The sequence below is a fragment of the Kitasatospora sp. NPDC127116 genome (assembly GCF_042677365.1).
Taxonomy (GTDB): Bacteria; Actinomycetota; Actinomycetes; order Streptomycetales; family Streptomycetaceae; genus Kitasatospora; species Kitasatospora lactacystinica.
Map to the genome: position 1 here is coordinate 1 of NZ_JBHXTL010000060.1, position 9,734 is coordinate 9,734.

8 protein-coding genes are annotated in these 9,734 nt (G+C 76.1%); 6 read left to right on the top strand and 2 right to left on the bottom strand.

Going from position 1 to position 9,734, the window contains the following annotated elements:
- The 3 genes from ACFVHV_RS23175 to ACFVHV_RS23185 form a co-directional block, all read left to right on the top strand.
- On the top strand, positions 1 to 357 hold a 357-nt coding region (locus tag ACFVHV_RS23175), incomplete at its 5' end, for an electron transfer flavoprotein subunit alpha/FixB family protein (RefSeq protein WP_359915241.1).
- Between the two features lie 309 nt (positions 358 to 666).
- Positions 667 to 2,088 carry an AMP-binding protein gene (locus ACFVHV_RS23180; protein ID WP_380353100.1) on the top strand — a complete coding sequence of 474 codons (1,422 nt, stop codon included), beginning with the start codon at positions 667 to 669 and terminating at the stop codon, positions 2,086 to 2,088.
- Between the two features lie 299 nt (positions 2,089 to 2,387).
- A complete protein-coding gene (locus ACFVHV_RS23185; RefSeq protein WP_359915237.1) occupies positions 2,388 to 3,254 on the top strand; it encodes a C40 family peptidase in 867 nt (288 codons plus the stop codon).
- Here ACFVHV_RS23185 and ACFVHV_RS23190 read toward each other — a convergent pair.
- Positions 3,238 to 4,263 (bottom strand): PfkB family carbohydrate kinase, encoded by a 1,026-nt coding sequence (locus tag ACFVHV_RS23190; protein WP_380353102.1) that lies wholly within the window; start codon positions 4,261 to 4,263, stop codon positions 3,238 to 3,240. The two genes, ACFVHV_RS23185 and ACFVHV_RS23190, sit on opposite strands and share 17 nt — an antisense overlap.
- A 431-nt stretch (positions 4,264 to 4,694) precedes the next feature.
- Between ACFVHV_RS23190 and ACFVHV_RS23195 the strand changes: the two genes are divergently transcribed.
- Positions 4,695 to 5,762, top strand: a complete 1,068-nt coding sequence (locus ACFVHV_RS23195; RefSeq protein ID WP_359915233.1) for an NUDIX domain-containing protein — start codon at positions 4,695 to 4,697, stop codon at positions 5,760 to 5,762.
- Between the two features lie 241 nt (positions 5,763 to 6,003).
- A complete protein-coding gene (locus ACFVHV_RS23200) occupies positions 6,004 to 6,900 on the top strand; it encodes a DUF4184 family protein (protein WP_380353103.1) in 897 nt (298 codons plus the stop codon).
- On the opposite strand, the gene ACFVHV_RS23205 is transcribed toward ACFVHV_RS23200, so the two are convergent.
- On the bottom strand, positions 6,876 to 8,240 hold the full coding sequence (locus tag ACFVHV_RS23205) for a dipeptidase (RefSeq protein WP_359915229.1): 1,365 nt from the start codon (positions 8,238 to 8,240) through the stop codon (positions 6,876 to 6,878). The two genes, ACFVHV_RS23200 and ACFVHV_RS23205, sit on opposite strands and share 25 nt — an antisense overlap.
- A 176-nt stretch (positions 8,241 to 8,416) precedes the next feature.
- On the opposite strand from ACFVHV_RS23205, the gene ACFVHV_RS23210 reads away from it, so the two are divergent.
- Positions 8,417 to 9,673, top strand: a complete 1,257-nt coding sequence (locus ACFVHV_RS23210; protein ID WP_380353105.1) for a geranylgeranyl reductase family protein — start codon at positions 8,417 to 8,419, stop codon at positions 9,671 to 9,673.
- The last annotated feature ends 61 nt before the right edge of the window (positions 9,674 to 9,734 follow it).

Genomic DNA, 9,734 nt, shown 5'->3' on the forward strand with positions numbered 1-9,734 from the left:
GTGGTCTCCGGCGGCCGCGGCGTCGGTGCCGCCGAGGGCTTCGGCGTGGTCGAGGAGCTCGCGGACGCGCTGGGCGCGGCCGTCGGCGCCTCGCGCGCCGCCGTGGACGCCGGCTGGTACCCGCACAGCAGCCAGGTCGGCCAGACCGGCAAGCAGGTCTCCCCGCAGCTCTACATCGCGGCGGGCATCTCCGGCGCGATCCAGCACCGGGCCGGCATGCAGACCTCGAAGACCATCGTGGCCGTCAACAAGGACCCCGAGGCCCCGATCTTCGAACTGGTCGACTACGGCGTGGTCGGCGACCTCTTCCAGGTGCTGCCGCAGCTCACCGCCGAGGTGAAGGCCCGCAAGGCCTGATCCCCGGACGACAGCGGAGGGCGTGGCACCGAGTACCACTCGGTGCTACGCCCTCCGTCGTTCTCCGTCGTTCTCCGTCGTTCTCCGGCAGCACCCCCCCCGGCACGCCGTCCGCCCCGCCCGCCGCCCCTCGGCCCAGCCCCCCCTCGGCGCCTGAGCGCCGGCCCCGCCCGTCGTCCCCGGAACGCGGAGCGCGGGGCGGCGGCCCGTAGAGTCGGCGCCGGCGCGTGACGCGGAGGCGGACGCGCGGGTGGAGCGCGTGGCGCACGGGCGCGGCGCGGTGGCGTGGGACGAGGCGAGGACGGTGGCATGGCACTGCTGACGGCACTTCAGGGCAGTTTCGGCGACGGGGCGGAGGCGCTGCGGATCGACGGCCGGGCACTCTCCCGGGAGGACCTGCTGGGCGCGGCGACCGCCGTCGCCGACCGGGTGGCCGGCGCCCCGGCGCTCGCGGTGCTCGCCCGGCCCACCGTCGAGACCGTCACCGCCGTGGTCGGCGGCCTGCTGGCGGGCGTCCCGGTGGTGCCGCTGCCGCCCGACTCGGGCCCCAAGGAGCGCGAGCACATCCTGCGGGACTCCGGCGCGGCGCTGCTCGCGCACGCCGTCGGGGAGACGCTGCCGCAGGACACCTCGGTGGCGGGGCTGCCGGTCGACCCCGAGCAGCGCTCCGCCACCACCTACGCCGAGCCGGACGCCGCGTCGACCGGCTTCGTGCTCTACACCTCGGGCACCACCGGCGCGCCCAAGGGCGCGGTGATCCGGCGCGAGGCGATCGCCGCCGACCTGGACGCCCTCGCCGCCGCCTGGCAGTGGACCGCCGAGGACACCCTCGTGCACGGCCTGCCGCTGTTCCACGTGCACGGGCTCCTGCTCGGCGTGCTCGGCGCCCTGCGCACCGGAAGCGGCCTGGTGCACACCGGGCGGCCCACCCCGGCGGGGTACGCGGCGGCCGGCGGCAGCCTGTACTTCGGCGTGCCCACCGTCTGGTCCCGGGTGGCGGCGGATCCGGACGCGGCGGCCCGGCTCGCCGCGGCCCGGCTGCTGGTCTCCGGCAGCGCGCCGCTGCCCGTCCCGGTGTTCGAGAAGCTGGCGGCGCTCACCGGGCACGCCCCGATCGAGCGGTACGGGATGACCGAGTCGCTGATCACCGTCAGCACCCGGGCGGACGGCGAGCGGCGCCCCGGCAGCGTCGGGCTGCCGGTGGACGGGGTCCGCACCCGGCTGGTCGGTGAGGACGGCGCGCCGGTGCCCCGCGACGGGGAGACCGTCGGCGAACTCCAGGTCAGCGGCCCGACGCTGTTCAGCGGTTACCTCAACCGGCCGGACGCGGACGCCGAGGCGTGGACGGCGGACGGCTGGTTCCGCACCGGTGACGTCGCGGTGATCGGGGCGGACGGCTTCCACCGGATCGTCGGCCGCGCCTCGGTGGACCTGATCAAGAGCGGTGGCTACCGGATCGGCGCCGGCGAGGTGGAGGCCGCGCTGCGCGACCACCCGGCGGTCGCCGACGCGGCGGTGGTCGGCGTGCCGGACGAGGACCTCGGACAGGCGATCGTCGCGTACGTCATTCCGGACGGCGCCGTGACGGGGGACCAGCTGACGGCCTTCGTGGCGGAGCGGCTCTCGGTGCACAAGCGGCCGCGCCGGGTCGTCCTGGTGCCCGAACTGCCCAGGAACGCGCTGGGAAAGGTGCTGAAGAAGCAGCTGCTGGCGGAGGCCGGCGGCCGCTGACGAGGGGGACGCCGGACGCCCCCTCGGATGACGGCCGTTCACCCTGATGCGCCGTCGGTGCTCACCACCGGTGACCCTTCCATTGGCGCACTCCACTGCGCGCAGTGAGCGGACGCGTGCCTAACGTGACACGCAGGCAGAACCGAATCCCCGGACGACACGCCGAGGCTTCCGGTCACTGGACCGGAAACCGCGGCGTGTCGGGCGGGGACCCTGCCGACAAGCACGGCCAGTCCTGGCCGGTCACAGCAATCCGCTGCAGTCCGCAGCGATCCGCAGCAGTGAAGGAAGTCAGCACGATGACCACCGTCAACACCGGAGCGCCGGCGGCCGCCGGCGAACCGACCGGGCAGCAGCCCGCCGCCACCGTCCGTACCTCCCGTCCGTCCCGCACCGCGCGACTCCGTCGGGGGATAGCCATGGTGGCCGTGGTCGCGACCGGGGCGGGCGTGATCGGCCTCGGCCTCGGCGCCGGTCCCGCGGCCGCCGAGCCCGCCCCGGCGCACGCCGGGTGGGACGGCTCCAGGTACTGGTTCAAGAACAGCCAGGGGCAGTGGCGCTGGACCTCGCACTACAGCGTGTACGCGGCCCGCACCGGGGGTGGCTCCGCGTCCGCCGCGAAGGCCACGAGCGGCTCCGGCGGGATCCGGCAGGGCTGGGACGGCTCCCGCTACTGGTTCCGCAACAGCAAGGGCGAGTGGCGTTGGACCTCGCACTACGACATCTACCTGGACCGCACCGGCGGCGGTTCCTCGTCGGACTCCGCGGGCTCGGGCCACTACGACGACTCGGTCGCGGAGGACCGGGACGTCGAGACCGCCGTGCAGTTCGCCCTCGCCCAGCTGGGCGTACCGTTCCGCACGGCCGGCAACGGGCCGGACGGCTACGACTGCTCGGGCCTGGTGCAGCAGTCCTTCCGGCGCGGCGGGATCGACCTGCCGCGCGTGGCCAACGACCAGTACGCGGCGACCACGCCGATCGGGGCGAGCCAGTTGCGCCGCGGTGACCTGCTGTTCTGGGCGCCGGACGGGACCGCCCGGGGCATCCAGCACGTGGCGATCTACCTGGGCGACAACAGGTACGTCGAGGCCGCGCGGCCCGGGACCAACGTCCGGGTCTCGGGGATCAGCAGCGGCTACTACCCGGCGTTCATGGGGCGCCCGTAGCGGGGCCGGACGCCCGCCCGTCGGGGGTGCCGGGTCCGCCCGGTGCCCCCGACGGGCGCTGCGCGGGCGGGGCCCGGTGCTCGCCGACGCGTGGTCGGAGGTCCGTCGGGCGGGGCAGGGCGCCGCGGGCGCCGAGGCCGGTGACCGCGAAGGCCCCGGCGGCGACGGCGGTGGCGGCCGCCTCGGACAGCGCGGCGCCGCGGGCGAGCGCGGCGGCCAGGGCGCCGCAGAAGACGTCGCCGGCGCCGGTGGTGTCGACCACCCGGACGGCGGGGGCGGGCAGCCGGGCGGACGTTCCGGCCACGGCGACCAGCGCACCCTCGCCGCCGAGGGTGACCACGGCGCCCTCGGCGCGTTCGGCCAGGACCCGGGCGGCCTCGGAGACGTCGGCGGCGCCGGTGAGCTGGCGGGCCTCGACGGCGTTCGCGACGACCAGCGGGCGGCGTCCGGAGGGGCCGGCGTCCGGCAGGGGCCCGGCCGGGGCGGTGTTGTGCAGCCAGCGGGTGCCGCCCGAGGGGCCCGCGGCGGTGAGGGCGGCGGCGGCCGCCCGGATGCACTCCGCGGGGACCTCGTTGCTGGTCAGGACCACGTCGACGGGGAGCAGGCGGAGGCGGGTGAGCGCGGCGGTGACCTCCTCCGGGGTGAGGTGGGCATTGGCGCCGGGCACCACGACGATGCTGTTCTCGCCGGACGGGTCGACCATGACGATCGCCTGACCGGTGGGCGCGCCCGGGTGGGTGAGTACGGCGCTCGTCTCGACCTGCGCGCCCCGCAGATCGGCGAGCGCCGCTTCGCCCTCGGCGTCCCGCCCGACCTTGGCGACCAGGTGCGTCGCCGCCCCCAACCGGGCCGCGGCCACCGCCTGGTTGGCCCCCTTGCCGCCGAAGCCCCGGGCGGCGCCGGTGGCGAGGACGGTCTCGCCGGGAGAGGGGAGCACGGGGCAGCGGAGGATGCGGTCGGTGTTGATCGAGCCGATGACGACGACCCGACCGGCGGGAAGCAGCTTCATCGTTCCTCTGTACGCGGCGGGGCGCGGGTGGCGCAAGGAGGCGGGCGGTCACGGGCGAACGCGGGGCGGGCACGGCGTGAGCACAGAGCGGGCACGGGGCGTGCACGCGGGAGCGCGAGGGTGCACGGGTGGGGGTGTGCGGAGCGTACGAGCGGGGCGCGCGCGGCAGGTCGACCCATCGGGCGCCCTGTGCTCCCGCCGTGGTGAAGGGGTGCAATTTTGATGTAGACCGGTCTGCATATTTCCGTCCATGGGCTCCTGACCTGGGCACATGCCGCTGTCACGGGGCAGACCGGGGCGTGGGGGCGGGCGCGCCGGGGAGGTATGGGGAGCGGCATGGCGCGGGTACCACCACGGGTGGCGCTGGTTCGACCGACGGGGGCGCTGCCCGGTGCGAACGGCATCGGGGGAAGTCGAGGGCAGGGGACGTTGTGATCGTCTGGGTCAATGGCACATTCGGGGCGGGCAAGACGAGCGCCTGCCGAGAGCTGGTGGAACTGCTGCCCGGGAGCGTGCTCTTCGATCCCGAGCTGGTGGGCTTCGGCCTGCGCCGGATGCTCCCGGCCGACCGGTTGGCGACGGTGTCCGACTTCCAGGACCTGGCGGCCTGGCGCCGGCTGGTGCCCGAGACGGCGGCGGCGCTGCTCGGTGAGGTCGGGGGCCCGCTGGTGGTCCCGATGACCCTGCTCAGGGAGGACTACCGGGACGAGATCTTCGGCGATCTGGCCTCGCACGGGATCACGGTGCACCACTTCGTGCTGGACCCTGAAGAAACGATCCTGCGCGACCGCATAGCCCACCGCGAGGAGTGCCCGGGCGATCCGCAGGGCAGCGAGCGGGTCCGCAGCTGGTGCCTCGAACACCTGCCCCACTACCGCGCCGCCCGCCGCTGGCTGGTCGGGGACGCCCGGATGATCGACACCAGCGAGCTCTCCCCCCGGGAGACCGCGCACCGGATCGCCGAGCTGGTCCGGGTCGGCGCCGCCCGCTGCCCGATCGTCCAGACCCCGGACCCGACCGGGGACACCGTGGCCTCCGCCGTGCTGTTCTTCGACGAACAGGACCGCGTGCTGCTGGTCGACCCGGTCTACAAGCCCGACTGGGACTTCCCCGGCGGCGTGGTCGAGCGCGGCGAGGCCCCCACCGACGCCGCCCTGCGCGAGACCGCCGAGGAACTGGGCCTGCGCCTGGACCCGTCCACGCTGCGCCTGCTCGCCGTCGACTGGGAACCGCGCACCGGCCCCCGCCGCGGCGGCCTGCGGCTGATGTACGACGGCGGCCTGCTGGACGAGGAGGGCCGGCAGCACCTGCTGCTCCAGCAGGAGGAGCTGCGCAGCTGGCGGTTCGTCACCCTGGACGAGGCCGGCGAGCTGCTGCCGCCGGGGCGCTACCGGCGGCTGGCGGCCGCGCTGGACGCGCGGCGGAGCGGCGAGCTGCGGTACCTGGAGGCGGGGAGCCGGGTGGCCGTCGGGCTGGCGAGCACGGCGGACGCGGCGTAGGGCCGGTACGGCGGACGCGGCGCTGCGGCCGGTGGGCACGGCCGGTCTGTCGGCGGGGCCGGTCGGGGCGCTACGGCCGGTGGGCGCGGCCGGTCGGGGCGGGGCAGGGGCGTCGGGGCGCGGCGGGATCCGTCGGCGCGGGGCGGCGGGTGGGGCGGGAGGCCGGCGGGGTGGCCCGCGGAACCCCGTCCGGTGCACCTCCGGTGCGCCGTGCCGCGGTGGCGGGCGGGAGGATGGGGGCATGCCGTTCACGCTGAGCCATCCCGCCGCCGTCCTGCCCCTGCTGCGTGCCGCCGGCGCGCGCGGGCCCCTGGTGGCCTCGGCGCTCGTCGCCGGGTCGATGGCGCCGGACGTGCCGTTCTTCGCCGAGTCCCTGCTGCCCGGGGTGTACGCCCACGGCGGGCTGACGCACCGCTGGTGGGCGGTGCCGACGCTGGACGTGGCGGTCGCCGGCGCACTGGTGGCCGGCTGGCACGGGCTGCTGCGCGGGCCGGTGGTGGCGCTGCTGCCCGAGCGCTGGGCGGGCGGCGCCGAGGCGCTGACCGCCCGCCGGGCTGCGGACGCCCGGGACCCCGGGGACACTCGGGACTCAGGGGACACCCGGGGCCCCGCAGGCGTCGGGGCGGTCGGTGGCGCGGCGTGGTTCGCGGCCTCGGCGGCGATCGGCGCGGCCACCCACGTCGGCTGGGACGCGTTCACCCACGGGGGCCGGCTGGGGGTGCGGCTGCTGCCCGTACTGGACCGGCCGGTGGCCGGGGTCCCGCTGTACGAGGCGGTGCAGTACGGCAGTTCGGCGCTCGCCCTGGCGGCGCTGGGCGGCTGGGCGGTGCGTGCGGTGCGGGCCGTGGAGCCGGTGCGGCCGGCCGTGCGGCTCGCGCCCCGGACCCGGCGCGCGGCCGTCGCGCTGCTGGGCGCGGCGACGGCCGCCGGGGTGGTGCACCGGCTGAGCCCACTGCGGCGGAACCTGGTGCCGGAGGTCTGCTTCGGCGCCGGGGCCGGGCTCGCGGCGGGCGCGGTCGGGTACGCGGCGGTGCTGGCGGCCGCCCGCCGACTGCGCGGCGGACGGCCGGACGCCGTCGGGCGGGCTTCCCGTGGCGACGCCCCGAAGGTCCGTCAGACGGAGCGCAGTTCGGCGTAGCGGCGGAGGAACAGCGCCTCGGTGAGGGCCATCCGCTCCAGCTCCTGCGGGTCGACGCTCTCGTTGACCGCGTGGATCTGGGTGGTCGGCTCCTCGACGCCGATCAGCACGATCTCGGCCTGCGGGTAGAGCGAGCGCAGGGTGTTGCAGAGCGGGATCGAGCCGCCCTCGCCGGAGGTGACCATCGGGGTGCCGAAGGCCTCGGCCATCGCCTCGCCCATCGCCTCGTACGCCGGGCCGCCGGTGTCGGCGCGGAACGGCGCGCCGTTGCCCTGGCGCTCGACGGTGAGCCGGGCGCCGAGCGGGACCTGCGCCTCCAGGTGGGCGACCAGCGCGTCCTGGGCGGCGTGCGGGTCCGAGCCCGGAGCGACGCGCAGGCTGATCAGGGCCTTGGCGGTGGCCTGGACGGAGGAGGTGGCGCCGATCACCGGCGGGGCGTCGATGCCGAGGACGGTGACGGCCGGGCGGGCCCAGAGGCGGTCCGCGATGGTACCGGTGCCGGTCAGGGCGACGCCGTCGAGCACCTTGGCGTCGGCGCGGAACTGCTCCTCCGGGTACTGCACGCCGGACCAGGTCTGGTCGGCGGTCAGGCCGGCCACCGCGACGTCGCCGTTCTCGTCGTGCAGCGAGGCCAGTATCCGGACCAGGGACTGGAGGGCGTCCGGGGCGGCGCCGCCGAAGGCACCGGAGTGCAGGTTGCCGGCCAGCGTGGTGACCGTGGCCTCGACGACCGTCATGCCGCGCAGCGAGGCGGTCACGGTGGGCAGGCCGGGGGCGAAGTTGCCGGTGTCGCCGATGACGATGGCGTCGGCGGTGAGCAGCTCGGGGTGGGCCTCGGCGTAGCGCTCCAGGCCGCCGGTGCCCTGCTCCTCGGAGCCCTCGACGATGATCTTCAGGCCGACCGGGTAGGCGTCGCCGTGGACCTGACGCAGCGCCCGCAGGGCGGTCAGGTGCATCAGGATGTTGCCCTTGCAGTCGGCGGCGCCGCGCCCGTACCAGCGGCCGTCGCGCTCGGTCAGCTCGAAGGCGGGGCTGAGCCAGGCGTCCTCGTCCAGCGGGGGCTGCACGTCGTAGTGGGAGTAGAGCAGGACGGTCGGCGCGCCCTCGGGGCCGGGCAGCTCGCCGTAGACGGACTGGGTGCCGTCCGGGGTGTCCAGCAGCCGGATGCCGGTCAGGCCCTCGGCGGCGAAGGCCTCGGCGACCCAGTGCGCGGCCTTCTCGCACTCCTCGACCGGGAACTGGCGCGGATCGGCGACCGAGGGGAAGGCGACCAGCTCGGCGAGGTCGGTGCGGGCACGGTCCATCAGGGACCGGACGGCGTCGGCCAGGGGCTGTGACATCGGGGCTCCGAGGAGACGGTCCGCCCTGGGGTGGAGCGGGCGGAGGAGGTGGTTTGCGGTAGTGCCGATCATAGGCGGGCGGAACGGGGAGTTCCGAGGGTGCGGGGTGAGCGGGTGGCGCCGGTGCGGGGGCGGCGCGCTCGCCGGGCGGGGCCGGACGCATAGGATTGCTCGACGTGACTGACTCCGGAAGCTCCGATTCCCGCAGCCCGCTCGACAGCCCGGCCGAGAACGGTCCGACCGACGACGCGGCCGCGCCGCTGGACGGCGTCTGGGACGTCGTGGTGGTCGGCGCCGGACCGGCGGGTTCCTCGGCCGCGCACGCCGCCGCGGCCCAGGGCCGCCGGGTGCTGCTGCTCGACAAGGCCGAACACCCCCGGTACAAGACCTGCGGCGGAGGCATCATCGGCCCCTCCCGGGACAGCCTGCCGCCGGACTTCCGGCTGCCGCTGCAGGACCGGGTGCACGCCGTCACCTTCGCCTACGACGGCAGGTACACCCGCACGCGGCGGTCCAAGCGGATGCTGTTCGGCCTGGTCAACCGTGACGAGTTCGACCTGCGCCTGGTGCAGGCGGCCAAGCAGGCCGGGGCGGTGCTGGTCACCGGAGTGACCGTCACCGGCGTCGAGCAGCGCGGCGGCGAGCACCGGACGGCGCTGGTGACGGCCGCCGACGGGAGGACCTTCGAGGCCCGTGCGGTGGTGGGCGCGGACGGCAGCGCGAGCCGGATCGGCCGGCACGTCGGTGTGACCTTCGACCAGATCGACCTCGGCCTGGAGGCGGAGATCCCGGTGCCGGCGCAGGTCGCCGCCGACTGGGCGGGCCGGATCCACCTCGACTGGGGCCCGCTGCCCGGCAGTTACGGCTGGGTGTTCCCGAAGACCGAGACCAGCAGCCTGACCGTCGGCGTCATCTCGGCGCGCGGCGACGGCGAGCGGACCAAGCAGTACCTCGCCGACTACATCCGCCGGCTGGGCCTGTCCGGGTTCACCCCCCAGGTCGAGTCCGGGCACCTGACCCGCTGCCGGGCCGAGGACTCGCCGCTCTCCCGCGGCCGGGTGCTGGTCGCCGGGGACGCGGCCGGACTGCTGGAGCCGTGGACCCGCGAGGGCATCTCCTACGCGCTGCGCTCGGGCCGGCTGGCCGGCGAGTGGGCGGTGAAGGTCGCCGAGGCGGGCGACGCGGTGGCGGTGCGGCGCGAGGCGCTGAACTACGCGTTCGCGGTCAAGGCCGGGCTGGGCGTGGAGATGCGCGCGGGCAAGCAGCTGCTGGGCGCCTTCGAGCGGCGGCCGTACCTGTTCCACGCGGCGGTCTGCCTGGTGCCGGCGGCCTGGCGGGCCTTCGCCCGGACCACCCAGGGGCACACCTCCTTCTCCCAGGTGCTGCGGCAGTACCGGGCCGCGCGGCGGCTGACGGCGATGGCCTCGCGGTAGCTCGGTAGCGCGGCCGTCGTGACGCGGGGCCGGTGCTCCTCCCCGGTGCGGGGAGGAGCAC